General features: G+C 70.3%; 25 protein-coding genes. 7 read left to right on the forward strand and 18 right to left on the reverse strand.

Features of this window, described 5'->3' with window-relative positions; all coding sequences use genetic code 11:
* Positions 1-73: 73 nt before the first annotated feature.
* Both OG978_RS10340 and OG978_RS10345 read right to left on the reverse strand, forming a co-directional pair.
* Positions 74-1,540 carry an alkaline phosphatase PhoX gene (locus tag OG978_RS10340; protein ID WP_326764914.1) on the reverse strand — a complete coding sequence of 489 codons (1,467 nt, stop codon included), beginning with the start codon at positions 1,538-1,540 and terminating at the stop codon, positions 74-76.
* A gap of 190 nt (positions 1,541-1,730) precedes the next feature.
* A complete protein-coding gene (locus tag OG978_RS10345) occupies positions 1,731-3,194 on the reverse strand; it encodes a hypothetical protein (protein ID WP_326764915.1) in 1,464 nt (487 codons plus the stop codon).
* A gap of 195 nt (positions 3,195-3,389) precedes the next feature.
* On the opposite strand from OG978_RS10345, the gene OG978_RS10350 reads away from it, so the two are divergent.
* Positions 3,390-5,243, forward strand: a complete 1,854-nt coding sequence (locus OG978_RS10350) for an endonuclease/exonuclease/phosphatase family protein (RefSeq protein WP_326764916.1) — start codon at positions 3,390-3,392, stop codon at positions 5,241-5,243.
* A gap of 8 nt (positions 5,244-5,251) precedes the next feature.
* On the opposite strand, the gene OG978_RS10355 is transcribed toward OG978_RS10350, so the two are convergent.
* The gene (locus OG978_RS10355; protein WP_326764917.1) at positions 5,252-5,965 is read right to left on the reverse strand and encodes an antibiotic biosynthesis monooxygenase; all 714 of its coding nucleotides are present in this window, start codon (positions 5,963-5,965) and stop codon (positions 5,252-5,254) included.
* Between the two features lie 136 nt (positions 5,966-6,101).
* Here OG978_RS10355 and OG978_RS10360 point away from each other — a divergent pair, with 136 nt between their 5' ends.
* The gene (locus tag OG978_RS10360; protein WP_326764918.1) at positions 6,102-7,235 is read left to right on the forward strand and encodes a lipid II:glycine glycyltransferase FemX; all 1,134 of its coding nucleotides are present in this window, start codon (positions 6,102-6,104) and stop codon (positions 7,233-7,235) included.
* Between the two features lie 177 nt (positions 7,236-7,412).
* Here OG978_RS10360 and OG978_RS10365 read toward each other — a convergent pair whose 3' ends face one another.
* Positions 7,413-8,090, reverse strand: coding sequence for a DUF4232 domain-containing protein (locus tag OG978_RS10365; protein WP_326764919.1), 678 nt, complete (start codon positions 8,088-8,090; stop codon positions 7,413-7,415).
* A 152-nt stretch (positions 8,091-8,242) separates the two neighbouring features.
* On the opposite strand from OG978_RS10365, the gene dapA reads away from it, so the two are divergent.
* Entirely contained in the window at positions 8,243-9,127 is an 885-nt protein-coding gene (gene dapA, locus OG978_RS10370; protein WP_326764920.1) for a 4-hydroxy-tetrahydrodipicolinate synthase, read from the forward strand.
* Here the strand turns inward: dapA and dapD are convergent.
* Complete coding sequence (gene dapD / locus OG978_RS10375; RefSeq protein WP_326764921.1) at positions 9,124-10,113, reverse strand: 2,3,4,5-tetrahydropyridine-2,6-dicarboxylate N-succinyltransferase; 990 nt, start codon at positions 10,111-10,113, stop codon at positions 9,124-9,126. The genes dapA and dapD overlap by 4 nt on opposite strands.
* Before the next feature lie 89 nt (positions 10,114-10,202).
* On the reverse strand, positions 10,203-11,450 hold the full coding sequence (locus OG978_RS10380; RefSeq protein WP_326764922.1) for an MFS transporter: 1,248 nt from the start codon (positions 11,448-11,450) through the stop codon (positions 10,203-10,205).
* Between the two features lie 107 nt (positions 11,451-11,557).
* On the opposite strand from OG978_RS10380, the gene OG978_RS10385 reads away from it, so the two are divergent.
* Positions 11,558-12,445, forward strand: a complete 888-nt coding sequence (locus OG978_RS10385) for a winged helix-turn-helix transcriptional regulator (protein WP_326764923.1) — start codon at positions 11,558-11,560, stop codon at positions 12,443-12,445.
* Positions 12,446-12,467: 22 nt separating this feature from the next.
* On the opposite strand, the gene OG978_RS10390 is transcribed toward OG978_RS10385, so the two are convergent.
* The gene (locus tag OG978_RS10390; RefSeq protein ID WP_326764924.1) at positions 12,468-13,004 is read right to left on the reverse strand and encodes a TetR/AcrR family transcriptional regulator; all 537 of its coding nucleotides are present in this window, start codon (positions 13,002-13,004) and stop codon (positions 12,468-12,470) included.
* The gene (locus OG978_RS10395) at positions 13,004-13,324 is read right to left on the reverse strand and encodes a DMT family transporter (protein ID WP_124718537.1); all 321 of its coding nucleotides are present in this window, start codon (positions 13,322-13,324) and stop codon (positions 13,004-13,006) included. The genes OG978_RS10390 and OG978_RS10395 overlap by 1 nt, the downstream gene beginning before the upstream one ends.
* A 208-nt stretch (positions 13,325-13,532) precedes the next feature.
* Here OG978_RS10395 and OG978_RS10400 point away from each other — a divergent pair, with 208 nt between their 5' ends.
* A complete protein-coding gene (locus OG978_RS10400) occupies positions 13,533-14,546 on the forward strand; it encodes a hypothetical protein (protein WP_326764925.1) in 1,014 nt (337 codons plus the stop codon).
* Positions 14,547-14,599: 53 nt separating this feature from the next.
* Here the strand turns inward: OG978_RS10400 and OG978_RS10405 are convergent, their stop codons facing one another.
* From OG978_RS10405 to OG978_RS10450, 10 genes are all read right to left on the reverse strand, one after another.
* On the reverse strand, positions 14,600-14,965 hold the full coding sequence (locus OG978_RS10405) for a VOC family protein (protein WP_326764926.1): 366 nt from the start codon (positions 14,963-14,965) through the stop codon (positions 14,600-14,602).
* 79 nt (positions 14,966-15,044) lie between these two features.
* Positions 15,045-16,439, reverse strand: a complete 1,395-nt coding sequence (locus OG978_RS10410; protein ID WP_326764927.1) for a DUF3616 domain-containing protein — start codon at positions 16,437-16,439, stop codon at positions 15,045-15,047.
* Positions 16,440-16,585: 146 nt separating this feature from the next.
* A complete protein-coding gene (locus OG978_RS10415; protein ID WP_030974666.1) occupies positions 16,586-16,924 on the reverse strand; it encodes a metal-sulfur cluster assembly factor in 339 nt (112 codons plus the stop codon).
* Positions 16,921-17,376, reverse strand: a complete 456-nt coding sequence (sufU, locus tag OG978_RS10420) for a Fe-S cluster assembly sulfur transfer protein SufU (protein WP_072483050.1) — start codon at positions 17,374-17,376, stop codon at positions 16,921-16,923. The genes OG978_RS10415 and sufU overlap by 4 nt, the downstream gene beginning before the upstream one ends.
* Positions 17,377-17,401: 25 nt before the next feature.
* Complete coding sequence (locus OG978_RS10425; RefSeq protein WP_326764928.1) at positions 17,402-18,658, reverse strand: cysteine desulfurase; 1,257 nt, start codon at positions 18,656-18,658, stop codon at positions 17,402-17,404.
* Positions 18,655-19,419, reverse strand: coding sequence for a Fe-S cluster assembly ATPase SufC (gene sufC, locus OG978_RS10430; RefSeq protein WP_326764929.1), 765 nt, complete (start codon positions 19,417-19,419; stop codon positions 18,655-18,657). Before sufC ends, OG978_RS10425 begins: the two co-directional genes overlap by 4 nt.
* Before the next feature lie 7 nt (positions 19,420-19,426).
* On the reverse strand, positions 19,427-19,744 hold the full coding sequence (locus OG978_RS10435; RefSeq protein ID WP_072483053.1) for a bifunctional 3-phenylpropionate/cinnamic acid dioxygenase ferredoxin subunit: 318 nt from the start codon (positions 19,742-19,744) through the stop codon (positions 19,427-19,429).
* Positions 19,744-20,925 (reverse strand): Fe-S cluster assembly protein SufD, encoded by a 1,182-nt coding sequence (sufD, locus tag OG978_RS10440; RefSeq protein WP_326764930.1) that lies wholly within the window; start codon positions 20,923-20,925, stop codon positions 19,744-19,746. The genes OG978_RS10435 and sufD overlap by 1 nt, the downstream gene beginning before the upstream one ends.
* Positions 20,926-20,984: 59 nt before the next feature.
* Positions 20,985-22,406, reverse strand: coding sequence for a Fe-S cluster assembly protein SufB (gene sufB / locus OG978_RS10445; RefSeq protein ID WP_326764931.1), 1,422 nt, complete (start codon positions 22,404-22,406; stop codon positions 20,985-20,987).
* Positions 22,403-23,143, reverse strand: a complete 741-nt coding sequence (locus OG978_RS10450; protein ID WP_326764932.1) for a helix-turn-helix transcriptional regulator — start codon at positions 23,141-23,143, stop codon at positions 22,403-22,405. The genes sufB and OG978_RS10450 overlap by 4 nt, the downstream gene beginning before the upstream one ends.
* Positions 23,144-23,279: 136 nt before the next feature.
* On the opposite strand from OG978_RS10450, the gene OG978_RS10455 reads away from it, so the two are divergent.
* Together OG978_RS10455 and OG978_RS10460 are read left to right on the forward strand one after the other, a co-directional pair.
* On the forward strand, positions 23,280-24,206 hold the full coding sequence (locus OG978_RS10455) for an ABC transporter ATP-binding protein (protein ID WP_326764933.1): 927 nt from the start codon (positions 23,280-23,282) through the stop codon (positions 24,204-24,206).
* Positions 24,203-24,970 carry an ABC transporter permease gene (locus OG978_RS10460; protein WP_326764934.1) on the forward strand — a complete coding sequence of 256 codons (768 nt, stop codon included), beginning with the start codon at positions 24,203-24,205 and terminating at the stop codon, positions 24,968-24,970. Before OG978_RS10455 ends, OG978_RS10460 begins: the two co-directional genes overlap by 4 nt.
* The last annotated feature ends 48 nt before the right edge of the window (positions 24,971-25,018 follow it).

A 25,018-nucleotide genomic window follows, 5' to 3' on the forward strand; every position in this document is an offset into this window, starting at 1 on the left:
TGGGCACGGACAGGACTCTAGAGGGATGTCCGGGCGGCGCGCGAGGGAATTACGCGCGCCGGGCGACAGGACGTCAGTGGCGGTTCGGCTGACGCTTCCACGGACCGGTGATGGCGAGCATGATGCCCGGCGTCTGGATGTTGGCGTACAGCGTCCGGCCGTCGGGCGAGAACGTGACACCGGTGAACTCGCTGTACTCCGGCTCCTCCTCGCTGCCGATGTTCAGCTCATTGCGCGCGATGGGGTAGGTGCGGCCGCTCTCGGTCGCGCCGAAGAGGTGCTGGATGCCGTCGCCGTCCTCGGAGATGACCAGGCCGCCGTACGGCGAGACGGTGATGTTGTCCGGGCCGTCGAAGGCGCCGTCCTTCGACGGGTCGGCGTTCACGCCGAGGAGCACCTTCAGCGTCAGCGTGCGGCGCTTGGGGTCGTAGAACCAGACCTGGCCGTCGTGCTGGACGGGGCTCTCGGAGCGGGCGAACGAGGAGACGATGTAGGCGCCGCCGTCGCCCCACCACATGCCTTCGAGCTTGCGGGCGCGGGTGACCTCGCCGTCGGCGAACTGCTTGCGCACCGAGACGGACTTGGCGTCACGGTCGGGTACGTCGACCCAGTCCACGCCGTACACCGTGCCGGTCTTCGTGGCGCGGGACAGGTCGTCGACGAACTTGCCGTTGCTGTCGAAGCACTTGGTGGCCTGGAGGACACCGGCGTCGTCGGCGAGCGTGCGCAGCCGGCCGCGGCCGTGCCGGAAGCCGTGCGGCGGAACCCAGCGGTAGAGCAGTCCGTTGGGGCCCGAGGCGTCCTCGGTCAGGTAGGCGTGGCCGCGCTTGGGGTCGATGACGACGGCCTCGTGGGCGTACCGGCCGAACGCCTTGATCGGGTGCGGGTCGCGGTTGGCGTTCCGGTCGTACGGGTCGACCTCGAAGACGTAGCCGTGGTCCTTGAGCAGGCCGTTCTTGCCGGCCTTGTCCTCGGTCTCCTCGCAGGTGAGCCAGGTGCCCCACGAGGTGGCGCCACCGGCGCAGTTGGTGGACGTGCCGGCGATGCCGACCCACTCGGCGGTACGGCCGTCGCGGCGGGTCTCCACGACGGTGCAGCCGCCGGCCGCGACCGGGTCGTAGACGAGGCCCTCGGTGAGCGGAACCGGGTGCTCCCAGCCGGCCCTGGTGCCGCTGAGCTCGTGGTTGTTGACGAGCAGGGTGACGCCGCGCGCGCCCTCGAAGGTGGCCGTGCCGTCGTGGTTGGAGGGGGTGTACTCGCCGGACTCCAGCTTGGTGACACCGCTGTGGGTGATGACCCGGTACGAGAAGCCGGCGGGGAGCGCGAGTATGCCCTCGGGGTCGGCGATCAGCGGCCCGTAGCCGGGCTCGCGGTTGTGCCCGTGACCGTGGTCGTGGTCGTCATGGTCGTGGCCGTGCTTCGGGTCCCCGGCTGCCAGAGCGCCCGGCGCGGTGGCCAGCGCCGCGACGGTTCCGGTCAGTGCGATGCCGGCACCGGTGAGGGCGGACGTTCTGGTGAATTCCCTGCGTGTGAAGGGCATCACGTACTCCTGGGGCAACTGGGCGGGTTGTTGGCGCGCCCACAGTCGCGCCCCTGAGCCAACATCAGTTGAACTGCGGGCGACGTCGGGGAGCATCCTTCCTGTGCAGTTGGCCGGAAGGAATGTCCCGAAGTCTCCGTCGGCCGCGGACCGCCCGTTCGCGCCGCCCGCGGCATACCGTGCCGGAGGGTCAGGCCCCCTTGCGCGACCGGGCCTTGAACGCCGCCTTGCGGGCCTCCTTGGCCTTCTTCTTGTCGCTGTGCAGCCGCCCCATCGCTTCGAGGACGTCCGCGGTCGCCGGGTGCACCACCCGCCATGCCTCGTCGAAGAAGCCGCTGTGCTGGCCCGACAGGCCCTCGACCAGGTCCTGGAGCTCGTCCAGATCGCCGTCGGTCTCCAGCTGGGCCGCGATCGTGTCGATGGCCAGCCAGAAGATCATCGACTCCGGCGGTGCGGGTACGCCGGCCGCGCCCAGCTCGGCGAGCCAGACCCGGGCGAGGCCGCCCAGCTCGGGGTCGTCCAGCACCGCGCGCACCGCGGGCTCCGCCTCCGCGCCGACCAGGGCGAGCGCCTGCTGGCAGTGGAGCCTGCGCAGCGGCGCCTGCCGGTCCGTTCCGCGCGCCGCCGCCAGGAGTTCGGCTGCCGCGCCGTCCGCGCCACCGCGCCGGGCGAGCCACAGCTCGACCTCGCTGCGGGCCGCCGCCTCGGGGTAGTACGCGATGCCGCCGAGCAGTACGTCGGCGCCCTTGTCCGCGAAGTCGCCGATCGCCGGGGCCTCCACCCCGGCCTCCAGCATCCGGGTCCGCAGGCCGTACAGGCCGAGGGGGGTCAGCTTCACCATGCCGTACCGGGTGACGTCCTCGTCGTCGGCCGGCGGGGTGGCGTCCTCGCCCTCCTCGACCAGCAACGCCTCGTCCACCGGGCGGTATTCGACGATCCCGATGGGTTCGAGGACCCGGAACTGGTCGTCGAGGCGCATCATCGCCTCGGACACCTGCTCAAGGATGTCGTCGGTGGGTTCGCCCATGTCGTCGGGCACGATCACCGACGCGGCGAGGGCGGGCAGCGGTACGGCGGCCGGGTCCGCGCCACCGTGGCCGTCGCCGACGGTGAGCAGATACAGATTGCCGAGGACCCCGTCGAGGAATTCCGCCTCGACCTCCGGGTCCCAGTCCAGGGACTCGAAGTCGATCGAGCCGTCCTCGCCGACGAGATCGGCGAGGTCGTCGAAGACGGGGGCGGTGGCGTCCGCGTGGACGGCCTCCAGGCCGTCGAGCCAGATCGTCAGGACGTCCTTCGGTGAACCGCCGGTGATCAGCGCCAGGTGCTCACCGGCGGTCGCGGTCCCTTCCGCGTCCGGCCCGGCGTCCTCGTCGGGGTCCTCGACATCGACGATCCCCGTGTCGACCGCGAGCCGCCACGCCTCGCTCGCCTCCGCCGCACCGTCCTCGTCGGCCGCCAGGCCGAGGTGCTCGGCCGCCGCGGGCAGTTGTGCGTCGACGAGCTCACCCCCGGCGCCGACCCGGGTTTCGGGGCCCGCCCAGCGGGCGAGCCGGACGGCGCGGGCGAGCAGCGGCGCGGCGAGCGCGTCCCGTGCCAGCTCGGCCTCGGTGTGCAGCCGTACGGGCGGCAGGGTGGGGCGCTCTGCGGACATCAGGTGGTTCTCCTCGGGGCGTACGGGGCGTACGGAGCGGGCGGCCCAAGCGTAGACGCATTTCGCCCCATGCCGCCCGGTTCATGCAACGGACAACAGCAGTCCACCCGACAGACCTTGACAACCCCCTTGCGCACACAAGAGATTGACGCGCGTAGACCTCCACTCTGACCCTCGATACCCCCGGAGCCCGTGATGCCTGCCGCATCGTCCAGAACGACCGCCGTCTCCGCCGTAGTCACCGCCGCCCTCGCCGCCGGTCTGCTCACCGGCGCCGCGACCACCTCCGCGTCCGCCTCCACCGCCCAGCCCGTGGACGGCCAGGTCCGGATCCACGACATCCAGGGCTCCACCCGGATATCCCCGCTCGCCGGTCAGCAGGTCGGCGACGTGGCGGGCATCGTCACCGGAGTGCGGACGTACGGCTCGAAGGGCTTCTGGTTCCAGGACCCGAACCCCGACGCCGACACCGCCACCAGCGAGGGCATCTTCGTCTACACCGGCGCCGCGCCCACCGTCGCGGTCGGTGACGCGGTCACCGTCTCCGGCACGGTCACCGAGTACGTCCCGGGCGGCCTCGACTCCGGCAACCAGTCGCTCACCCAGATCAGCAAGCCCACCGTCGCCGTGGTGTCCTCCGGCAACGCCCTGCCCGAGCCGGTGCGGGTCTCGGAGCGCTCGGTCCCCTCCCGGTACGCCCCTGAGGGTGACCCCGCGGCGGGCGGCTCCGTCAACGCGCTGACCCTGCGGCCGTCCCGCTACGCCCTCGACTACTACGAGTCGATCGAAGGGATGAACATCAGCGTCGGCACCTCGCGGGTGGTCGGCGCCACCGACGCGCACGCCGAGCTGTGGGTGACGGTGAAGCCGCGCGAGAACGACGCCCGCCGCGGCGGCACCGTCTACGGCTCGTACCGCTCCCAGAACACCGGACGGCTGCAGATCCAGTCGCTGGTGCCGCTCGCCCAGCAGCCCTTCCCGAAGGCGGACGTGGGCGATGTGCTGTCCGGTACGACCGAGGGCCCGCTCGACTTCAACCAGTACGGCGGCTACACGCTGACCGCACGCACCATGGGCACGGTCACCGCCAAGGGCCTGCGGCGGGAGACCACCCGCAAGCAGCGCGGCGGCGAGCTGGCCGTGGCGACGTACAACGTCGAGAACCTCGACCCGAGCGACCCGCAGGAGAAGTTCGACGCGCTCGCCGCCGCGGTCGTCGACAACCTCGCCTCGCCCGACATCCTGGCGCTGGAGGAGATCCAGGACAACAACGGCGCGAAGAGCGACGGCACGGTCGCCGCCGACCTGACGGTGAAGAAGTTCACCGACGCGATCGTGGCAGCGGGCGGTCCGGCGTACGAGTGGCGCTCCATCGACCCGCAGGACAAGAAGGACGGCGGCGAGCCCGGCGGCAACATCCGTCAGGTGTTCCTCTTCAACCCGGAGCGGGTCTCGTTCACCGAGCGGGCCGGCGGCGACGCGACGACGGCGACCGATGTCGTACGGGAGGGGGGCCGCGCCGCCCTGACCTTCTCCCCCGGCCGGATCGACCCGGCGAACACGGCCTGGGAGAAAAGCCGCAAGCCGCTCGTCGGGGAGTTCAGCTTCCGGGGCCGTACGGTCTTCGTCGTCGCCAACCACTTCGCGTCCAAGGGCGGCGACGAGTCCATCTTCTCGGAGCACCAGCCGCCGACCCGTTCCTCGGAGGTCCAGCGGCACGCGCAGGGCGAGGCGGTCAACACCTTCGTCAAGAAGCTGCTGAGCGTCCAGAAGAACGCGGACGTCCTGGTCGTCGGTGACATCAACGACTTCGAGTTCTCCGGCACGGCCGAGGCACTGACGGCCGGGGGCGCGCTGTACCCGGCGATCAAGTCCCTGCCGCGCTCGGAGCGTTACAGCTACGTCTACCAGGGCAACAGCCAGGTCCTCGACCAGATCCTGACCAGCCCGTCGATCGACGACTTCCACTACGACAGCGTGCACATCAACGCCGAGTTCGCCGACCAGAACAGCGACCACGACCCGCAGGTGCTCCGCTTCCGCCCGTAGCGGCGTCCCTACGCGCCCGCGCTCGGCCGGATGCTGAGCGCGGGCGTGTACCGGTGCACTCCACCGCCGGTCACCCCCGGGTACGACTGCACCCGTTCCCACTGCGGCGTGCTCGACCCGATCCCGGCACCGGGGGCGGCCAGTGCGTCGATGTGGGCCCCGGCGCTCTCCCATTCGGCGTAGTTGAGCACCCGCGTCCCGTCGGTGCTCACATGGAAGTGCCCGGAGATGCCGCCGGGGGCGGGCGCCGGGTCTGTCCCCAGCGCCTCGAACACGGTGTCCACCCAGTCCCGTTGCCGCGCCCTGTCCGGGCCCTCGAACTCGACATCGACGATCACGACGCAGCCCGGCTCCCGTCCGTCGCCCTCCCTCGGCGGCGTGGAACGGTAGAGCTCAAAGGTGTGCAGTCCGAGCCGACGGATGCCCGGCACCGCGGCGTCGATGTCCGCGTTGCGCTCGTCCCTGCCGTGCCGGAAGAAGTCCTGGTACGCCTGCTCACCACTCCACTGGCTGTAGTGGAACAGAGTCTTCCCGTCCTCACCGGCATGGACGGTGTACGAAAGAAGTCCGGGATGCGGCCAGTCCCTGCTGTCCCACGCCTCGCGAATGGCCTCGACCGCCTGTCGCCGGCGCTCCGGGGTGCCGACATCCCAGGTGCTCGCCTTGACGAGTCCGACGTCGTTTCGGGCAAGATCGGGACGGGACTCGAATCGCACGCTCATGATGGGTCCTCCTGACCGGGGCACCCGGGTGGTGCACCGCTGCCGACCACCCTGATATGTCAAGTGCGCTTGAGGTCAACAGCACGCCCCGTCGGCACCGTCGGACCCGCCGACGGCACAACGAACGGAGTACCGCATGGCACCGCACCTCAGGACGATCAGCCGCGAGGAGCATCTGGCGTTCGTCGCGAGCCGTCCCGCCGTGAGCCATATGCAGGTTCCGTCGTGGGGCGATGTGAAGCCCGACTGGCGTGCGGAGAGCATCGGCTGGTTCGACCGGGACGGCGCGGGCCGGGAACGGATCGTCGGGGCCGGGCTCGTCCTGTACCGGCCGATCCCCCGGGTGAAGCGCTATCTGGCCTATCTGCCGGAGGGCCCGGTCATCGACTGGCACGGCGCGGGGCTGAGGCAGTGGCTGGATCCGATGCTGGCGCATCTGAAGGCACAGGGCGCGTTCTCGGTGCGCATGGGCCCACCGGTGGTCGCCCGGCGCTGGGACGCCCGGACCGTGAAGGACGCCATCGCCGACCCGGCCTCGGGGCGCCTGCGCGACGTACCGCCGGACGCCGAGGAGCCGCGGGCCGCCGCGGTCGCGGAGGAGCTGCGTGGACTGGGCTGGCGGCAGGGCGAGGAGGAGAGCGAGGACGGGTTCAGCGCGGGACAGCCCCGTTACGTCTTCCAGGTACCGTTCGCCGGGCTGTCGCTGGAGGAGATCCGGGGCAATCTGAACCAGCAGTGGCGGCGCAACATCAAGAAGGCGGAGAAGGCGGGCGTCAAGGTCGTCGAGGGCGACCACGAGGACCTCCCGGCCTTCTACGAGCTGTACCGCGAAACGGCCGCACGCGACCGCTTCATCCCCCGCCCGCTCGCCTACTTCCAGCGGATGTGGACCGTGCTGCGGGCCGAGGACCCCGACCGGATGCGGCTCTACCTCGCCCAGCACGACGGGGAGACGCTCTCCGCCGCAACGATGCTGACCGTCGGGAACCACGTCTGGTACTCCTACGGCGCCTCGACCGGCCGCAAGCGCGAGGTCCAGCCCAGCAACGCCATCCAGTGGCGGATGATGAGCGACGCGCACGAACGGGGCGCGGCCGTCTACGACTTGCGCGGCATCACCGACACCCTCGACGAGAGCGACCATCTGGTGGGCCTGCTGCGCTTCAAGGTCGGCACGGGCGGCCGGGCCGCCGAGTACATCGGCGAGTGGGACTACCCGATCAACAAGGTGCTCCACAAGGCCTTCACCCTCTACATGGCGCGCCGCTGAGCAGGCAATGCACCTAGGGCCTCTCGTTTGGATCACGCCGGGCTCGCATGCCCCGGCACCGCGCCTCGCCGCGTTGTCGTCGGTCGCCAGGGCTCCTTCCCCGAGCTCTCGGCTCCGCCTTGCGATGCACGGCACCGGACCCCGCTCCCTGATCCGGCCTGATCCAAACGAAAGGCCCTAGGCGGGATCGGCCCGCCACGCGGTCATGCTGAGCTCGTCGAGCAGCCGTACGTCGCTGCCCTCCAGCGGGAAGGTGCGCGCTTCCAGGCCGGGGGCGGGTGCGATCTCCAGGGCGTCGCCCTCGATGAGGTCGCCGCCGGTCGGGGTGGAGACCCAGGCCAGGAGCGATCGCATCGTCTTCCCCGGCTTCAGCATGACCTCCTGCGGCCCGCGGTCGGTGCCCATGTAGGAGGAGCCCGGGTTCACCGGGACGGGCAGCGGGTCGCCGGCCTCGTCCAGGGCCCGGACGGACGGGTAGCCGTGGACCCGGTACGGCTTGCTGCCGCAGTTGGTGAGGGTGAGTCCGACAGCCCGGTGGCCGAGCGCCGCCTCCACCTCGCCCATGCCGACGACGACGCCGGAGGACGGGCAGCCGGCCGGGACGGTGGGGGTGGAGGCGGGCCCCTGCGCGGCGGGCGGCCGGTCGGGGAGCGCGGTGGAGACGCTGGGGAACGGAGTCGGCAGCTTGTCGGCGTGCACCCGGTACGGATCGCTGGGCGTCGGCTCCGGCTCGCCCTCGCCCGCCGGCACGAGGAACCCGGCGCATCCGGAGAGCGTCAGGCCCAGCACCCCGGCCAGCAGACCGGCCGCCAGCGGCCCCCGTCGCCCTGCTCCTGCCCCTGCCAGTCCTCGCATGCTCACGCGCCCACCCCGATCTCGGCCTGCCGCATAGGTGTTCGATCATGCCAGACCCGTGAGCGCGGCCTGCGACTGTTCAGTCCTTCTTGCCGCTCACCCCAAGAAGATCTAAGTGGACCTTCACGGTCCGGTCGACCGACACTTCGGGGATGACCGCACCAGTGACTCCCTTCGGCCGCGCGCTCTGCGCCATGATCACGCCATTCACCGACTCCGGCGAACTGGACCCGGACGCCGCCGGTGAGCATGCCGCCGCCCTGGTCGCCGACGGCTGCGACGGCCTGGTGCTGAGCGGTACCACCGGCGAGTCCCCGACCACCACCGACGCTGAGAAGACCGCGCTGCTGCGGGCGGTCCGGGCTGCGGTCGGCGACGGGGTGCCGATCGTCGCCGGGGTCGGCAGCGCGGACACCCGGCACACCGTGGACCTCGCCCGGCAGGCCGAACGGGCGGGCGCGGACGGCCTGTTGGTGGTGACGCCGTACTACAGCCGACCGCCGCAGGCCGCCGTCGAGGCGCACTTCCGGTGCGTAGCCGACGCGACCGGCCTTCCGCTGATGCTCTACGACATCCCCGGCCGCACCGGCACCCGCATCGAACCGGAGACCCTGCTGCGGCTCGCGGAGCACCCGCGCATCGCGGCCGTGAAGGACTGCGCGTACGACCTGCTCGGGTCCACGAAGGTGATCGGCGCGACCTCGCTGGCGTACTACTCGGGCTGCGAGGAGCTGAATCTGCCGTTGTACGCGGTGGGCGCGGCGGGCTATGTCAGCACGGTCGCCAATGTGGCGCCCCGCGCACTGAGGGCGGTCCTGGACGCGTTCGACGCCGGGGACACCGCGCAGGCCGCCCGGCTCAACCACCTGGTCCTCCCGCTCGCCGAGGCGATGATGGGCTCCGGGCTGCCCGGCACGGTCACCGCCAAGGCGCTGCTCGGTGCCGGACCGGTCCGCGAACCGCTGCAGCCCGCCGGGCGCGAGGCGACCGACGGGCTGCGGAAGGCTTACGAGGAACTGCTGCGCGCCACCGATTAGTTGTGGCTGTGCAGGACGTCGTTGAGGCCGTCCCAGACCGCGTTGTTCGGGCGGGCCTCAACGGCGCCGGAGACCGAGTTGCGGCGGAAGAGGATGTTCGAGGCGCCGGAGAGCTCACGGGCCTTGACGATCTGGCCGTCCGGCAGCGTGACGCGGGTGCCGGCCGTGACGTAGAGCCCGGCCTCGACGACGCACTCGTCGCCGAGCGCGATCCCGACACCGGCCTCGGCGCCGATCAGGCAGCGCTCGCCGATGACGATGCGCTCCTTGCCGCCGCCGGAGAGGGTGCCCATGGTGGAGGCGCCGCCGCCGATGTCGGAGCCGTTGCCGACGACGACACCCGCGGAGATGCGGCCCTCGACCATCGACGTGCCGAGGGTGCCCGCGTTGAAGTTGACGAAGCCCTCGTGCATGACGGTCGTGCCGGCGGCGAGGTGCGCGCCGAGCCTGACCCGGTCGGCGTCGGCGATCCGGACGCCCTTCGGCGCGACGTAGTCCGTCATCCGGGGGAACTTGTCGACCGAGGTGACCTGGAGGTGCAGGCCCTCGGCGCGGGCGTTCAGCCGCACCTTCTCCACGTCGTCGACGGCGACCGGGCCGAGCGAGGTCCAGGCGACGTTGGCGAGGAGGCCGAAGAGTCCGTCGAGGTTCTGGCCGTGCGGCTGGACGAGACGGTGCGAGAGGAGGTGCAGGCGCAGGTACGCGTCGTGCGCGTCGAGCGGCTTGTCGTCGAGCGAGGCGATGACCGTACGTACGGCGACGATCTCGACACCGCGGCGGGCGTCCACGCCGATGGCCTTGGCGGCTCCCTCGCCGAGGAGGTTGACGGCCTGGTCGGGGGTGAGCCGTTCGGTTCCGGCCGGGCCCGGCTCGGCGGTGAGCTCGGGGGCGGGGAACCAGGTGTCGAGAACGGAACCGTCGCCGGCGATGGTGGCGAGGCCGGCGGCGACGGCGCCGGTGGTGCGAGCAGGAGTCGTGTCGGTCATGACACGAAACCTAACCGGCGAGGCACCACCGGGGCCAACCGGTCTCGCCGGATGGTCGCGGCACGGCCCGGGAACCCGTACCTGCCAGGTCAGCCGGGCTGCGTCTGCCGTTCGGGTACCGGTACGGCGGCCTCCTCGCGCACCGGCCCGGGCGGCGTACCGGCCCCCCGCAACCGCCGCGCCGCCAGCACCGCCGCCCCCGCGCCACAGGCGACGACCGCGCAGACGGGCCAGAGCAGTCCGGGCGCGTGGGCGTAGAGCGCACCGCCGAGCGGCGGTGCCAGCACCTGGCCGCTGATGGAGGCACCCGCGTACAGGCTCTGGAAGCGGCCCTGCGCGTGGGCGGGGGCCTGGTCGGCGACGTACGCCGTCGCGGTGGTCTTGTAGAGGATCTCGCCCGCGGTCAGCGACGCCATCATGGTGACGGCGAACAGCGCCCCGGCGCCCGGGATCAGCAGCGCGTAGCCCAGGCCCACCAGCAGCAGCCCGGTGCCGACGATGGCCAGCGGCGCCCGTCGGCGCAGCACGTGCGCCGCGGGGAGTTCCAGCAGCAGGATGAGCCCGCCGTTGACGGCCAGCAGCCAGCCGTAGAACTGGGCGCCGTGGCCGTGCTCGGCGAGAAAGACGGGCAGGGTCGAGTACTGCTGCCGGTAGACGAGGTCGACGCAGAGGATCGCGGCGAGCAGGACCAGCACGGCGGGCCTGGCCCGCAGCTCCCGCCAGAGGCCGGGCGCGCCGGGGTCGTGGGCCGGCCGGGTGTGCGCGGTGCCGTGCGCTGGCAGCACCATTGCGGCGTACCCGGCGAAGAGCAGCGTCCCGAGGCCGTCTGCGACGAACAGCCAGTCGTACGAGAAGCGGGCGGCGATCAGCGCGCCGAGCGGCGGGCCGACGGCGAACGCGGCGTTGCCCGCGGCCCGTACGAGGGCGAAGCTCTGGCGCCGTCCGCCCTCGGGGACGGAGACCGCGACGAGTGCTGAGTCGGCGGCGCGCACGACGCCTGCCGCGTACTGCGCGAGCGGCAGCACGCCGTACATGGCCGCGACCGGAAGGACCGGCAGGGCTGCCAGGGCCACCCCGCTGACCAGCGCGCCGGTCAGCAGCATCCGGCGATGGCCGTAGTGGTCGCCGAACCAGCCGCCGGTGAAGTTCCCCGCGACGAGGCCGATGCCGCCGATGCCCGCGACGACTCCGGCCTGCGGGACGCTCAGCCCGCGCGGGCCGGTCAGATAGACGAAGAGATAGACGAAGGTGAAGCTGACGACTCCGTTGAGAAAGGAGCCGAAGGCCAGCAGCCGCACCGTGCGCGGTACGTCCCGCACGACCCCGAAGAAGCTCATCCCCAGCACCCTCCCAGTGAGTTCCCTTTGGGAATGGACTATGGCATCGTGGTTTCCTGCAGGTCAATCCGGTAAGCGGCGGATACGGGAGACCGACGGAGGAGCCCATGCCCCAGCGCACCAGACTGGCCGACGCCGACTGCGCGATCGCTCAGGCGCTCGATGTCGTGGGTGACTGGTGGACCCTGCTGATCGTGCGGGACACGGCGCGCGGGGTGCATCGCTTCGACGCGCTCCAGGAAGAGCTGGGCGTGTCCCGCAAGGTGCTGACCGAACGGCTGCGGCTGCTGGTCGACGCGGGGGTGCTCTCCCGGGAGCCGTACCAGGACAGACCGCCCCGGTACGAGTACCGGCTCACCCGGCGCGGCCGCGCACTGCTGCCCGTACTGGTCGCGCTCCAGGACTGGGGCGACACCTGGGTGCTGGGGGAAGGGGAAATGACGGCGACCGCCGCGGAGGCCTCGAAGGAGGCGGCCCGGGTGCACGCCCTGGTGGGCACCCGCCTGCCCGCGCTGCAACTGCTGGACCACGACGGAGTGTTGCGCGACCCGGTCGCCGACACCCCGTGCACCGTCCTGTACTTCTTCCCCGGCGCCCACGCCCGCAGGGACGCCTATCCGCCGGGCTGGGCCGAGATCCCGGGCGCGGGCGGCTGCAGGCTCGAATCCTGCACGTACCGCGACCAGTTGGCCGAGTTCACGGCGGCAGGCGCGACCGTGCACGGGGTCTCCACCCAGCGCCCGGACGAGCAGCGGGCCTTCGCCGACGCGGAGCGGCTGCGGTTCCCGCTGCTGTCCGACGCGGAGCTGGAGCTGACGGCGGCGCTGCGCCTGCCGACCTTCCGCGCGGGGGGAACCAGCCGGCTGAAGCGGCTGACGCTGGTGGTGGACCACGACCGGACGGTTCGCGAGGCCCTGTATCCGATCACGGACATCGAGGCGAGTGTCCAGGCGGCGTTGACGGCGGTACGGAACGGGAGCCCGTCCGGCGAATGAGGGGCGCCGCGGTGCGGAGCCGTCACCCGGCGATCCGCCCCAGCATCTCCCGCGCGTACGCCTCGTCGTACTCGCCGCCGGTGAGCAGTACCTGCAGGCAGATCCCGTCCATCAGCGCGATCAGCGCCCGCGCCGTGGCCGGATCGGTGCGCCGGGACAGCAGCTCGGCGGTGCAGTCGGTCCACTCGGCGGCGACGGGCCGCAGCGCGGGCCTGCGGAGCGCGGCGAGATACAGCTCGTACTCCAGCTCGGCCCGTCCGCGCCCGCCGGAGAAGTACTCCCCCAGCAGCCCGGCCAGTTCCTCGGCGAGGTCGGCCGCCGGGTCGGCCAGCGCCTTGCTCTCCCGCAGGACCTCGGCGAAATTCTCGTTCGACCGGCGCAGCGCCGCGATCAACAGCTCGTCCAGCGACGCGAAGTGATACGTCGTCGAGCCCAGCGGCACATCGGCCTCGGCGGCGACGGAGCGGTGGCTCAGCCCCGCGATGCCCTTGGCGCCGACCACCCTGATCGCGGCGTCGATGATGCGGTCGCGCCGCTCGGGGTCGTAGCGGCGCACCATCAGTGGGCCCCTCCCAGATTCAGCACCACCACCCCGGCGATGACCAGCGCTATGCCCGCCAGTTTGACCGGGCTGCCGGACTCGCCCATGAAGAGGATGCCGATGGCGGCGACCGCCGCGGTGCCGATGCCGGCCCAGATGGCATAGGCCGTGCCCACCGACAGCGTCTTCAGCGTCTGGGCGAGCAGCCCAAAGGCCACAAGGTATCCCGCAACGGTGATCAGCGAGGGCCAGAGCCGGGTGAAGCCCTCGCTGTACTTCATGGCCGTCGTGCCGGCCACCTCCGCCGCGATCGCCGCGGCCAGCAGTCCGTATCCCATGTGTACGAGTGTACGCATCGCCGTGCGTGCGACGGTACGGGCGCTTCCCGCCGGCCGGGACGCTACGGTGTCCCGACCAGCACACCGGACAACGACAGACGACGGAGCAGCAGTGGCGCAGGACGCAGGGTGGGGCGGCGGAGCACCGTACGGAGGGCCCCCGGGACCGCCGGGATGGGGCGGCTGGACGCCACCGCCGAAACCCGGGGTGATACCGCTGGCGCCCCTGAGGCTCGGGGACATATTCGGCGGCGCCTTCAGCACGATGGGGCGCTACTGGAAGCAGCTGTTCGGCATCGGCGCGGCCGTGTACGGCGGAGCGGTGGCGATCATGGCCGCCACGGCCCTGATCGGGTACTCCGCGGTCAGCAGCCATCTGAGCAGGGTCATCTCGCTCAGCGCCGAGGAGGACCCGACGTCCTCCGACGTGGTGCCGATCGTGGTCGCCTTCGGCGTCGTCTGGCTGGTCGCCATGATCACCTTCGCGGTCGCCACGGCCATGATGTACGCGACCGTGCCCGCGATTCTGCAGGAGGCGGTGCTGGGCCGGCCGACCACCTTCTCCTACATCTGGCGCCGGGCCTGGGCCCGCGTGCCGGCGGTGTTCGGAACGGTGGTCCTGACCTTCCTGGTCGCGATGATCCCGATGGTGCTCATGGTGGTCGGCTTCTTCGCGTTGATCATCGGCGCCATCACTCTGTCGCACGGGGGCAACGTCGCGTTGTGGACCGCGCTCGGCTTCCTGGGCGCCCTGGCCACCGCCCCCCTCGCGATCTGGCTCTGGGTGAAGTTCTGCCTGGCGCCCTCGGCCGCGGTGTTCGAGGGGCAGTCCCCGGTGGCCGCCCTGCGCCGCTCCTCGCAGCTGGTGCGCGGCGACTGGTGGCGGGTCCTCGGGATCTCCCTGCTGGCCTTCGCCCTGGCCGCCGCGGCGAGCTACATCATCCAGATCCCGTTCTCGTTCCTCGGCATGTTCTCCGGCGTCATCGGCGGATCGACCCTGGACGAGGACCCGAACCCGGCCGCGATCGCCTTCGCCATGAGCGGCTACCTGGTGATCATGGCGCTCGGGCAGCTGATCGGTCAGTTCATCTCGGCGACGTTCCCGCAGCTGGTGACCGGACTGCTCTACGTCGACCGGCGCATGCGTACGGAGAACCTGGGCCCGGCCCTCGCCGAGGCGGCGGCCGTACCCCCGCAGTACGGCCCGCCGTACGGCCCCTAGGGTCTTTCGTTCGGCGGATCAGGCCGGATCGGGGGCGGCGCGCCCAGGTCCGCTCAGTCGATGAGTGAGTTCTTCGGCGTCAGCACACAGAACTCGTTCCCCTCGGGGTCCGTCAGCACCACCCAGTTCACATCCGGCTGCTGCCCGATGTCGGCCCGCCGCGCCCCGAGCCCGATGATGCGCTCGACCTCGGCGGTCAGGTCATCGGGGGCGAGATCGATGTGCAGCCGGTTCTTGACCGTCTTCCCCTCCGGTACGGGGATGAAGGTGATACCGGGACAGGCGGACTTGTCGGCACCGATGACGATCTCGTCGTCGCCCTCGAAGAGCAGCTGCCAGTCGAGCACTTGGCACCAGAAGCGGGCGAGGGACGGCAGATCGTGGGTGTCGACGACGATGCTGTAAAAGGAAACGGCCATGTCCGCCAGTCTGCCCGGCGGACATGGCCGTTCGCATCCTCAATGCGCGAGTCCGTACATCGCGAGGCCGTCCGGTCCGTCAGCCGCCGACGGTGAACCAGGTGGCCCGGGACTTCTTCCATTCGGCGTGGTCGAGGTCCTTCGCCTCCGTGCCGTCCCCGTACAGATCGGCCGATCCGGCATCGGTGATCAGCTGGGCCCGGGTACCCGGAACCGTCAGGTCCGGAACCTCCACGACGACTTCCCAGCCGCCCGGGTCCGCCGTCGGCAGATCGGCCCGCTTGACCGGCGCGTGCGAGGCGACACCGTCCCAGGTGTAGAGGGCGTACGGGTCGGAGTTGTCGTCGGCGGCCCAGGAACCGGCCACGATCAGATACTGGTCGGCGGCGTTCTTCCGGATGTCCCGGATGCTGAGCCCGTCGAGGTCCAGCTCGATCGGCGCGCCCATGACCGCCTTCGCCCCGCTGTCGGCCACCTCGTCGAAGTTGGTGACGGGCACGATCAGGGCCTTGCCTCCCGACTTCGGCGGCACCAGGGGCGCCCGAAAGCCGAGGTACGCGGTGGTCGTCGAGCCGGGTGCGAACTCCAGGCCCTCGATGTTGAACCCGTCGATCTGCTTGGGCGCCTCACCGTCGGCCGTGCCCTCGGCGAAGCCGAGCCGGTCGCCGTTCGCCTCGTCCCACGCGACGAGGTCGTCGCGGAGCTTCTCGTACGAGCCGCCCACCGTCAGCCGGGTGTCAGCGCCCGAACCGGTCACCGTCGTGGTGAAGACGGTGTTGCGGTCGGACTTGTACTCGCCGTCCTTGTTGTTGCCGAGCGAACCGGTCCAGTAGATGGTGTTGCCGACCCGGGCCGCGCCCTCGATGTCGATCTCCTTGTCCACCCCGAGCTCCGAGCCGACGTCCCAGCTCTTCACCGGCCCGCCGGATGCGGAACGGTCGTACAGGCGCAGCGTGTTGGACTCGTCGTCGGCCACGACCATGTATCCGCCGCCGATGTCCACGGCGGCCGATGCATCCGAGGAGCCGGTGAGGTAGCGCGTGTCGGCGGCATTCTGCGCGGCGCCGGAAGCGGCGTAGTGCAGCTTCTTGGTGGCGGTCTTGCCGCCGCGTCCGGTGACCTTGATCGTGAGGTCGGTGTAGCCGCGCCCGTGCGCGGCGACCGTGAGCTTCCGGGTGCCCCCGGTCCCCGTCACGGTCACATCTCCGGTCCCGGCGACGGACGACTCGGAGCTGGCGGACGCCGCCACGCCGAGCTCGCTCGCATCTGCCCCGCTCTGCGCGACGGTGACGGTCACCACGGGGTCACCGCTCGCGCCGACGGCACCGGAGAGGTAGGAGGCCGAGAGCCCGATCGTCGGCGTTCCGTAACTCGCGGCGTGCGCTGGGGTGTTGATCCCCAGGGCGGCCAGCAGGAGAACGCCGCTCGCGGCGGCGGCCACCCTGCGGTCGGGGAGCGAAAACTGATGCAGCACGGCATGCCTCTCGTCGGCGTGGTGTCGCGGGTAGGTTCCGGTACCCGTGCCAACGACGAACACACATCAGGCGTACGGCAGGCGAAACAACGACGAAAAACGGCCCCCGGCACAGAACCGGGAGCCGTTCGTCGTACGGGTTGGGCTCAGACGTTGAAGCCCAGAGCGCGCAGCTGCTCCCGCCCGTCGTCCGTGATCTTGTCCGGGCCCCACGGCGGCATCCAGACCCAGTTGATCCGCAGCTCGCTGACGATGCCGTCGGTCGCGGACTTCGCCTGGTCCTCGATGACATCGGTCAGCGGGCAGGCCGCGGACGTCAGCGTCATGTCGAGGGTGGCGATGTTGGCGTCGTCGATGTGGATGCCGTAGATCAGGCCCAGGTTGACGACATCGATGCCCAGCTCGGGGTCGACCACGTCGTACAGCGCCTCGCGGACCTCCTCCTCGGAGGCCGGCTTGGTGGTGAGAGTCTCGTTGTCGCTCATGCCGTCTTCCCTTCGGACAGCGCTTTCGCCGTCGCGTCCTTCCACGCCATCCAGCTCAGCAGCGCGCACTTCACCCGGGCCGGGTACTTCGAGACGCCGGCGAACGCGACCGCGTCCTCCAACACCTCCTCCATCGCGTCGTCCGGCTCCAGCTGGCCCTTCGACTGCATCAGCTCCAGGAAGGTCTCCTGGATCTTCTGCGCCTGGCCCAGCTCCTTGCCGACCAGCAGGTCGTTCAGCACGGAGGCGCTGGCCTGGCTGATGGAGCAGCCCTGACCCTCGTACGACACATCGGCGATGGTCTCGCCGTCGTACTTCACCCGGAGAGTGATCTCGTCGCCGCACGTCGGGTTGACGTGGTGCACCTCGGCGTCGCCGTCCCGCAGGCCGCGCCCGTGGGGGTGCTTGTAGTGGTCCAGGATCACTTCCTGGTACATGGAATCAAGCTTCACCAGTCAACCCTCAGCCGCTCGCCCATTATCCGAAAAAGTTCCGTACGTGCTCCAGACCGTCCACCAGGGCATCGACCTCGGCGGGCGTGGAGTACAGATAGAACGACGCTCGCGTGGTCGCAGGAATTCCGTACCGCAGGCAGACCGGCCGTGCGCAGTGGTGTCCGACCCGGACCGCGATGCCCTGCTCGTCGAGCACCTGGCCCACATCGTGCGGGTGGATGTCGCCGAGCGTGAAGGAGATCGTGGCGCCGCGGTCCTCGGCCGTCGCCGGACCGATGATCCGCAGGTCAGGGACCTCCAGGAGCCGCTTCACCGCGTACTCGGTGATCGCGTGCTCGTGCCGGTAGATCTTCTCCATGCCGATCGCCGAGAGGTAGTCCACGGCCGCGCCGAGGCCGACGGCCTGGGCGATCGGGGGCGTACCGGCCTCGAACTTGTGCGGCGCGGGGGCGTACGTCGACGAGTGCATCGACACGGTCTCGATCATCTCGCCGCCACCGAGGAACGGCGGCAGGTCCTCCAGGAGCTCCTGCCGTCCCCAGAGCACGCCGATGCCGGTCGGGCCGACCATCTTGTGCCCCGTGAAGGCCACGAAGTCGGCCTGCAGCGCCTGCACGTCCAGCACCATGTGCGGGGCGGCCTGCGAGGCGTCGATACAGACCAGCGCGCCGACCTGCTGGGCCCGGCGGATAATCTTCTCGACCGGGTTGATCGTGCCCATGATGTTGGAGACCAGGGTGAAGGTGACGATCTTCGTCTTCTCCGTGATGATCTCGTCGATGTTGGACAGGTCGAGGCGGCCGTCGTCGGTGATGCCGAACCACTTCAGCTTCGCACCGGTGCGCTGCGAGAGCAGCTGCCACGGCACGATGTTGGAGTGGTGCTCCATCTCCGTGGTGACGATCTCGGTGTCGTGGTCCACCCGGTAGGGCTCGTCGGCCCAGCCGAGCATGTTGGCCACGAGGTTGAGCGACTCGGAGGCGTTCTTGGTGAAGATCACCTCGTCGCGGCTGGGCGCGTTGATGAACGCGGCGACCTTGTCACGGGCGCCTTCGTACAGCGCCGTGGCCTCCTCCGCGATCGTGTACACACCGCGGTGCACGTTGGCGTTGTGCCGCTCGTAGTACTCGTTGAGGGCGTCGAGCACCTGGCGCGGCTTCTGCGAGGTCGCAGCGCTGTCCAGGTAGACGACCTTCTTCCCGTCGTGGACCGTACGATCCAGCAGGGGGAAGTCCTTGCGGATCGCCTCGGTGTCGAGGAGGCCCGGCAGCTGTGTCACGCGGAAGCGCCACCCTTCACATATGCCTCGTAGCCCTCGTTCTCCAGCTTGTCGGCGAGCTCGGCGCCGCCGGACTCGGCAATGCGGCCGTTGGCGAAGACGTGCACGAAGTCGGGCTTGATGTAGCGGAGGATCCGCGTGTAGTGCGTGATCAGCAGGGTGCCGACCTCGCCGGTCTCGCGGACCCGGTTGACGCCCTCGGAGACGATGCGCAGGGCGTCGACGTCCAGGCCGGAGTCGGTCTCGTCGAGGATCGCGACCTTCGGCTTGAGGAGCTCCAGCTGAAGGATCTCGTGGCGCTTCTTCTCGCCGCCGGAGAAGCCCTCGTTGACGTTGCGCTCGGCGAACGCCGGGTCCATCTGGAGCCGGCCCATCGTCTCCTTGACCTCCTTCACCCAGGTGCGCAGCTTGGGTGCCTCGCCGCGGACGGAGGTGGCGGAGGTGCGGAGGAAGTTGGAGACCGAGACACCGGGGATCTCGACGGGGTACTGCATCGCGAGGAACAGACCGGCGCGGGCGCGCTCGTCGACGGTCATCTCCAGGACGTCCTCGCCGTCCAGGGTCACCGAACCGCTGGTGATCGTGTACTTGGGGTGACCCGCGAGGGAGTACGCGAGGGTGGACTTGCCGGACCCGTTGGGGCCCATGATGGCGTGGGTCTCGCCCTGCTTCACGATCAGGTCGACGCCCTTGAGGATCTCCTTCGTGGCGTTGTCGGCCTCGACGGAGACGTGCAGGTCGCGGATTTCAAGCGTTGCCATGGGTGACTCAGGACTCCTGGGTGACGGAGACGAGCACATCGTCCCCTTCGATCTTGACGGGGTATACGGGGACGGGGCGCGTCGCGGGAAGGCCGGACGGCTTGCCGGTGCGGAGGTCGAAGCTGGAGCCGTGCAGCCAGCACTCGATCATGCAGTCCTCGACCTCTCCCTCGGACAGTGAGACGTTCGCGTGCGAGCAGATGTCGTTGATCGCGTACACCTCGCCCTCGGTACGGACGACGGACACCGGGACGCCGTCGAGCTCCACCCGCTTCGGGGTGTCGTCCTCCAGCTCACTCAGCGCGCAGGCTTTGACGAAGGCCATCAGACGGAGGCCTTCAGCTCGGCCTCGATCTTCTCCAGCAGCCGCGCCTCGACGTCCGGCAGACCGATCTGCTGGACGAGCTCGGCGAAGAAGCCGCGCACGACGAGCCGGCGGGCCTCCTCGGCACCGATGCCCCGGGACATCAGGTAGAAGAGCTGCTCGTCGTCGAACCGGCCGGTCGCGGAGGCGTGGCCGGCGCCGACGATCTCGCCGGTCTCGATCTCCAGGTTAGGCACGGAGTCGACCCGCGCGCCGTCCGTGAGGACGAGGTTGCGGTTCATCTCGTAGGTGTCGGTGCCCTCGGCACTGGCCTGGATGAGGACGTCACCGATCCACACCGCGTGTGCGCCGTCGCCCTGGAGCGCGCCCTTGTAGGCGGCGTTGGACTTGCAGTGCGGGGTGTTGTGGTTGACCAGGAGGCGGTGCTCCTGGTGCTGGCCCTTGTCGGTGAAGTACAGGCCGAAGAGCTCGGCCTCGCCGCCGGTGCCCGCGTAGTTGACGCGCGGGTGGAGCCGGACGAGGTCGCCGCCGAAGGTGACGACGATCGACTTGAACGAGGCGTCCCGGCCGACCAGCGCGTTGTGCTGGCCGACGTGGACCGCGTTCTCGTCCCAGTCCTGCACGGAGACGACGGTGAGCTTGGCTCCGTCGCCGAGGACGTAGTCCACGTTGGCGGCGAGCACCGCGTCACCGGTGTGGTCGATGACGACGACGGCCTCGGCGAAGGCACCCAGCTCGACGACCTGGTGGCCGTAGGCCACGCCGCCCTCGCCGTGCACCGCGATGCGGATCGGCTCGGTGAGCACGGCCTCCTTGGCGACCGTGACGACGGACGCCTGCTCGAAGGAGCTGTACGCCTGGGCGGCGACGCGGTCCACCGGGATGCCGGCCTTGCCGAGCCTCGCGTCGTCACGGCCGACGGTCTCGACCGTGACGCCCTCGGGGGCCTCGATCGCGACCTTCACAGCGCCGCCGGTGGCGGTGGCCGTGCCGTCGTGCAGCCCGCGCAGCCGCTCCAGCGGCGTGAACCGCCACTCCTCCTCGCGGCCGAGCGGGACCGGGAAGTCCGCGACGTCGAAGGACGGGGGCGCGCTCATGCGCGTGGCGACGGTCGACTCGGCGGCCACCGCGATGGAACCGGTGGTGGTGGACCCCGCCGGAATGTTCTGAGCCTCAGCCATGGCTGTCGTAGTGCTCGCTTTCTCTGTCAGTGGTCGGGGAATTCGGTCGTCAGGCTGCGCTAGCCGACCGAACCCTCCATCTGCAGCTCGATCAGCCGGTTGAGCTCGAGGGCGTACTCCATCGGCAGCTCCTTCGCGATCGGCTCGACGAAGCCGCGCACGATCATCGCCATCGCCTCGAACTCCGTCAGACCGCGGCTCATCAGGTAGAAGAGCTGGTCCTCGGAGACCTTGGAGACGGTCGCCTCGTGGCCCATCGACACGTCGTCCTCGCGGACGTCGACATACGGGTAGGTGTCGGAGCGCGAGATCGTGTCGACCAGCAGCGCATCACAGAGCACGTTGGACTTCGCGCCCGGCGCGCCCTCGCCGATCTCGATCAGACCGCGGTAGGAGGTGCGGCCGCCGCCTCGCGCCACCGACTTGGAGACGATGTTGGAGGAGGTGTTCGGCGCCATGTGGACCATCTTGGCGCCGGCGTCCTGGTGCTGGCCCTCGCCCGCGAAGGCGATGGACAGGGTCTCGCCCTTGGCGTGCTCGCCCATCAGGTAGACGGCCGGGTACTTCATGGTGACCTTGGAGCCGATGTTGCCGTCGACCCACTCCATGGTCGCGCCCTCGTAGGCCACGGCGCGCTTGGTGACCAGGTTGTAGACGTTGTTCGACCAGTTCTGGATCGTCGTGTAGCGGCAGCGGCCGCCCTTCTTCACGATGATCTCGACGACCGCGGAGTGCAGCGAGTCGGAGGAGTAGATCGGGGCGGTGCAGCCCTCGACGTAGTGGACGTAGGCGTCCTCGTCGACGATGATCAGCGTCCGCTCGAACTGGCCCATGTTCTCCGTGTTGATGCGGAAGTAGGCCTGCAGCGGGATGTCGACGTGGACACCCTTGGGCACGTAGATGAACGAGCCACCGGACCACACGGCCGAGTTCAGCGAGGCGAACTTGTTGTCGCCGACCGGGATGACGGTGCCGAAGTACTCCTTGAAGAGCTCCGGGTGCTCCTTCAGCGCGGTGTCGGTGTCGAGGAAGATGACGCCCTGCTCCTCCAGGTCCTCACGGATCTGGTGGTAGACGACCTCGGACTCGTACTGCGCGGCGACACCGGCGACCAGGCGCTGCTTCTCCGCCTCCGGGATGCCGAGCTTGTCGTAGGTGTTCTTGATGTCCTCGGGCAGGTCCTCCCAGGACTCCGCCTGCTTCTCGGTGGACCGCACGAAGTACTTGATGTTGTCGAAGTCGATGCCCGAGAGGTCGGAGCCCCAGTTCGGCATGGGCTTCTTGTCGAAGAGCCGCAGGCCCTTGAGGCGCAGCTTCAGCATCCACTCGGGCTCGTTCTTCTTCGCCGAGATGTCGCGGACGACATTCTCGGAGAGCCCGCGCTTGGCCGCGGCGCCTGCCGCGTCGGAGTCGGCCCAGCCGAATTCGTACGTGCCCAGACCCTCGAGCTCAGGGTGGGCAGTCTCCATGGGGAGCGTCATGCGGGGTTCCTCCCGGCCGTGCTTGCAGATGCTGAATTGGTGGTCTGTGGTGCGGGGTGGCCGCTGCGCGGAATGTACGTCGTACACACACCGTCGCCGTGGGCGATGGTGGCCAGACGCTGCACATGCGTGCCGAGGAGGCTGGAGAAGAACTCCGTCTCCGCCTCGCACAGCTGCGGGTACTGCTCGGCGACATGGGCGACCGGGCAGTGGTGCTGGCACAACTGCTCGCCCTGCTGCGGACCGGGCGCGCTACGCGCCGTAGCAGCGTACCCGTCGACCGACAAGGCCTTGGCCAGCGCTTCGGTGCGGGCCTCGGGGGCCGCGGCCTCGACCGCCGTGCGGTACGCCTCGGACTGGGCCGCGATCCTGGCGCGGGCGAACGTGGTGACCGCTTCCTCGCCCGAGGTCTCGGCGATCCAGCGCAGGGCGTCCGCCGCGAGCTTGTCGTAGGACTGGTCGAAGGCGTCCCGGCCGCAGTCGGTGAGGGCGAACACCTTGGCCGGGCGGCCACGGGTCCGCGCCCCGTAGACCCGCTGTTCACGGGCCTCGACGACGTTGTCGGATGTGAGGGCGTCGAGATGGCGGCGCACCGCGGCCTGGGTGAGACCGAGGCGCTTCGCCAGCTCGGCGACGGTGGACGGGCCGTGGTCGAGGATGGAGCGCGCGACCCGGTTGCGCGTCGAGCGCTCACCGGTCGCGAGTTCCTCCTGCGGAGCCTCGCCAACGTATTTCACAACGCCATTGTTGCGTAATTCATCCGGCCCTGACAACCACGGTCCGAAACGATCAATCGTGCCATTCATCACTTAGGGTTACCTAATTCGGCCCCGGGAGACGGGCCCATTCCGCCCCTGCCTAGACTTACCGGCCATGAAGAGCGAGTCCGCCGTACAGGTCCGCGGCCTGGTGAAGCGGTACGGCCCCAAGACCGCTGTGGACGGCCTCGACCTGTGTGTACGCACCGGCGCGGTCACCGCCGTCCTCGGTCCCAACGGCGCCGGCAAGACCACCACCGTCGAAACCTGCGAGGGCTACCGCCGCCCCGACGCCGGGACGGTACGGGTCCTCGGACTCGACCCGGTCGCCGGCGCCGAGAAGCTCCGCCCCCGGATCGGCGTGATGCTCCAGTCGGGCGGTGTCTACTCCGGGGCACGCGCCGACGAGATGCTCCGCCACATGGCGAAGCTCCACGCCCACCCGCTGGACGTCGACACCCTGATCGAGCGCCTCGGCCTCGGCAGCTGCGGCCGTACGACCTACCGGCGGCTCTCCGGCGGCCAGCAGCAGCGGCTCGCCCTGGCGATGGCCGTCGTCGGCCGCCCCGAACTGGTCTTCCTCGACGAGCCGACCGCCGGCCTCGACCCGCAGGCCCGCCGTTCCACCTGGGATCTCGTACGCGAGCTGCGCACCGACGGGGTGTCGGTCGTCCTCACCACGCACTTCATGGACGAGGCCGAGGAGCTCGCCGACGACGTCGCCGTCATCGACGCGGGCAAGGTCATCGCCCAGGGCAGTCCCGAGACGCTCTGCCGCGGCGGTGCCGAGAACACCCTGCGCTTCACCGGCCGGCCCGGTCTCGACGTCGGGTCCCTGCTGAAGGCGCTGCCCGACGGCTCCGAGGCGGCCGAGATCGTCCCGGGCGCGTACCGCATCAGCGGTGACGTCAACCCGGAGCTGCTGGCCACCGTCACCTCCTGGTGCGCCCAGCACGGAGTGATGCCCTCCGGCATCTCCGTGGAGCGGCACACGCTGGAGGACGTCTTCCTGGAACTGACCGGCAAGGAGCTGCGCGCATGAGCGCCGGTACGTACACCCCGCAGCCGGGTGCCGCCCCGCTGGGCCGCATGATCACCGCGCAGACCGCCCTGGAGACGCGGATGCTGCTGCGCAACGGCGAGCAGCTGCTGCTGACCGTGATCATCCCGACGCTGCTGCTGGTGCTGTTCAGCGCGGTCGACATCGTGGACACCGGCGCGGGCGAGTCCGTCGACTTCCTGACGCCCGGCATCCTCGCGCTGGCCGTGATGTCCACGGCCTTCACGGGCCAGGCCATCGCCACCGGTTTCGAGCGGCGGTACGGGGTACTCAAGCGGCTCGGTGCCTCGCCGCTGCCGCGCTGGGCGCTGATGACCGCCAAGACCCTCGCGGTGCTGGTCACCGAGGTGCTGCAGGTGGTGCTGCTCACGGTGATCGCGTTCGCGCTGGGCTGGTCGCCGCACGGCAACCCCTTCGCCGTCCTGCTGCTGCTCGTGCTCGGTACGGCGGCCTTCTCCGGGCTCGGGCTGCTGATGGCCGGGACGCTCAAGGCGGAGGCGACGCTCGCCGCGGCCAACCTGGTCTTCCTGCTGCTGCTGGTGGGCGGCGGGGTCATCGTGCCGCTGGACAAGTTCCCGGACGCGGTGCAGTCGGTGCTCGGGCTGCTGCCGATCGCGGCCCTGTCGGACGGTCTGCGCGAGGTGCTCCAGCACGGTGCGTCGATGCCGTGGGGCGACCTCGGCGTCCTGGTGGTGTGGGCGGTCCTCGGGCTGGGCGCGGCGGCGAAGTTCTTCCGCTGGGAGTGAGTCCGGCCGTCCGCCGCACGTGAGCGCGCGAACGCGCTCCGTCGACGT

The organism is Streptomyces sp. NBC_01591 (assembly GCF_035918155.1).
Taxonomy (GTDB): domain Bacteria; phylum Actinomycetota; class Actinomycetes; order Streptomycetales; family Streptomycetaceae; genus Streptomyces.

Bases quoted from the DNA above. Each gene is read 5' to 3' on its own strand.
- OG978_RS10435 (WP_072483053.1), bottom strand. From the start codon at position 19,744: ATGGCCTTCGTCAAAGCCTGCGCGCTGAGTGAGCTGGAGGACGACACC.
- OG978_RS10360 (WP_326764918.1), top strand. From the start codon at position 6,102: ATGGCACCGCACCTCAGGACGATCAGCCGCGAGGAGCATCTGGCGTTC.
- OG978_RS10395 (WP_124718537.1), bottom strand. From the start codon at position 13,324: ATGGGATACGGACTGCTGGCCGCGGCGATCGCGGCGGAGGTGGCCGGC.
- OG978_RS10455 (WP_326764933.1), top strand. From the start codon at position 23,280: ATGAAGAGCGAGTCCGCCGTACAGGTCCGCGGCCTGGTGAAGCGGTAC.
- dapA (WP_326764920.1), top strand. From the start codon at position 8,243: ATGACCGCACCAGTGACTCCCTTCGGCCGCGCGCTCTGCGCCATGATC.
- OG978_RS10380 (WP_326764922.1), bottom strand. From the start codon at position 11,450: ATGAGCTTCTTCGGGGTCGTGCGGGACGTACCGCGCACGGTGCGGCTG.
- dapD (WP_326764921.1), bottom strand. From the start codon at position 10,113: ATGACCGACACGACTCCTGCTCGCACCACCGGCGCCGTCGCCGCCGGC.
- OG978_RS10350 (WP_326764916.1), top strand. From the start codon at position 3,390: ATGCCTGCCGCATCGTCCAGAACGACCGCCGTCTCCGCCGTAGTCACC.
- OG978_RS10385 (WP_326764923.1), top strand. From the start codon at position 11,558: ATGCCCCAGCGCACCAGACTGGCCGACGCCGACTGCGCGATCGCTCAG.
- sufD (WP_326764930.1), bottom strand. From the start codon at position 20,925: ATGGCTGAGGCTCAGAACATTCCGGCGGGGTCCACCACCACCGGTTCC.
- OG978_RS10460 (WP_326764934.1), top strand. From the start codon at position 24,203: ATGAGCGCCGGTACGTACACCCCGCAGCCGGGTGCCGCCCCGCTGGGC.
- sufB (WP_326764931.1), bottom strand. From the start codon at position 22,406: ATGACGCTCCCCATGGAGACTGCCCACCCTGAGCTCGAGGGTCTGGGC.
- OG978_RS10345 (WP_326764915.1), bottom strand. From the start codon at position 3,194: ATGTCCGCAGAGCGCCCCACCCTGCCGCCCGTACGGCTGCACACCGAG.
- OG978_RS10405 (WP_326764926.1), bottom strand. From the start codon at position 14,965: ATGGCCGTTTCCTTTTACAGCATCGTCGTCGACACCCACGATCTGCCG.
- OG978_RS10390 (WP_326764924.1), bottom strand. From the start codon at position 13,004: ATGGTGCGCCGCTACGACCCCGAGCGGCGCGACCGCATCATCGACGCC.
- OG978_RS10340 (WP_326764914.1), bottom strand. From the start codon at position 1,540: ATGCCCTTCACACGCAGGGAATTCACCAGAACGTCCGCCCTCACCGGT.
- OG978_RS10415 (WP_030974666.1), bottom strand. From the start codon at position 16,924: ATGAGCGACAACGAGACTCTCACCACCAAGCCGGCCTCCGAGGAGGAG.
- OG978_RS10365 (WP_326764919.1), bottom strand. From the start codon at position 8,090: ATGCGAGGACTGGCAGGGGCAGGAGCAGGGCGACGGGGGCCGCTGGCG.
- OG978_RS10355 (WP_326764917.1), bottom strand. From the start codon at position 5,965: ATGAGCGTGCGATTCGAGTCCCGTCCCGATCTTGCCCGAAACGACGTC.
- sufC (WP_326764929.1), bottom strand. From the start codon at position 19,419: ATGGCAACGCTTGAAATCCGCGACCTGCACGTCTCCGTCGAGGCCGAC.